2 protein-coding genes are annotated in these 1,080 nt (G+C 53.1%); both read right to left on the reverse strand.

What is annotated here, in order from left to right; genetic code table 11:
• Positions 1 to 177: 177 nt before the first annotated feature.
• On the reverse strand, positions 178 to 471 hold the full coding sequence (locus BMY30_RS17770) for a type II toxin-antitoxin system RelE/ParE family toxin (protein ID WP_139195561.1): 294 nt from the start codon (positions 469 to 471) through the stop codon (positions 178 to 180).
• Positions 468 to 692, reverse strand: coding sequence for an addiction module protein (locus tag BMY30_RS18560; RefSeq protein WP_089715946.1), 225 nt, complete (start codon positions 690 to 692; stop codon positions 468 to 470). The genes BMY30_RS17770 and BMY30_RS18560 overlap by 4 nt, the downstream gene beginning before the upstream one ends.
• Positions 693 to 1,080 lie beyond the last annotated feature (388 nt).

Consider the following 1,080-nt stretch of genomic DNA (forward strand, 5'->3'; position numbering starts at 1 on the left):
TTTTGGCGAATATCAGCTTACTCGGATTTACCGCCGTTACTCTATCCCGCTACTGCCTAAGATCACTTCGTTTTCACGCCAGTCTGCGTAGAACCTTATATTTTCGCCATCGGGGGACACTACGATCAGCTCTGAGACCTAGCAGCGGTGACAAATCAATCGCTTTGCAGCCTATTGTTAAAGCCTGCCAAGCCAGTAGTACGGGCGCCGCCGGAAATGTGCAACAGCCAGAATCTGGTAAGCACCTGGTCTTTCTCGATAAATGAGGGATAGCGGAAAACGATGAAGGGGAGCTCTACGAATATCTGGCTGTAGCTCAACCTGCCAAGCTTTTGGTGACTCGCCAATCAACTTGGCGAGGGCCTCGAATTCTTTTATGAAAGCACCACCCAACCCCGGAACCCTCGATTCGTAATAACCGACTGATTCCAGAAACTCGGCTTCCGCTGCCGGGTGAAAAAAGTAGTTCATCTGATGAGTGCTCGAGCCTTCCTCATCACATCGTCACCGGGCACAGCTTGAACCAAGCCGTTATCGAGTTCTTCTGCTCTCCGACGAGCTTCTAGCAACCAGTCAGAACTTAGCTCCTCCTCTGACGGAGACTCCAGACTCAATACCAACCGCTGTATCAGTTGAGCTCGCTCCTCTTTTGGGAGATGGAGTGCCTGATCTTCAATTTTATGGAAATCCACGGGTGATACCTCTCGGTCGTTTACTCATCAATTTTGGCACGGAAGCGGAACAGCTGCCATTCTTCGGCTTTCTGATGTCCCGGCCTGGCTGGGCAAATTCACAGACGGCGCGCTGTTGAACGATTGTCATTCGCCGGCCTTCAAGGGGCAGCCATTCATGGGGCATGGACGACACCGATGCCCGAGTCCAATGACCCACGCCAGAATGCCTGGCGCGCCGCCCGGAGTGGCGGATATGAGGGTCTGTCTCTCATTACCTCGGCGTCGCGGGCTAGCACGTCGAGGACGATGTACCCCGAGTTCGACAGATAGAAGCGTAAACCACTGATTAACCTGGAAACGCCTTTTCAAAATTGGCACTACAAGCGCGATGCGGTAGGCGCCGGCA

It is taken from the genome of Halomonas daqiaonensis, assembly GCF_900109725.1.
Classification (GTDB): Bacteria; Pseudomonadota; Gammaproteobacteria; order Pseudomonadales; family Halomonadaceae; genus Halomonas; species Halomonas daqiaonensis.

Coding starts and splice junctions, on each gene's coding strand:
- BMY30_RS17770 (WP_139195561.1), bottom strand. CDS start 471: ATGAACTACTTTTTTCACCCGGCAGCGGAAGCCGAGTTTCTGGAATCA.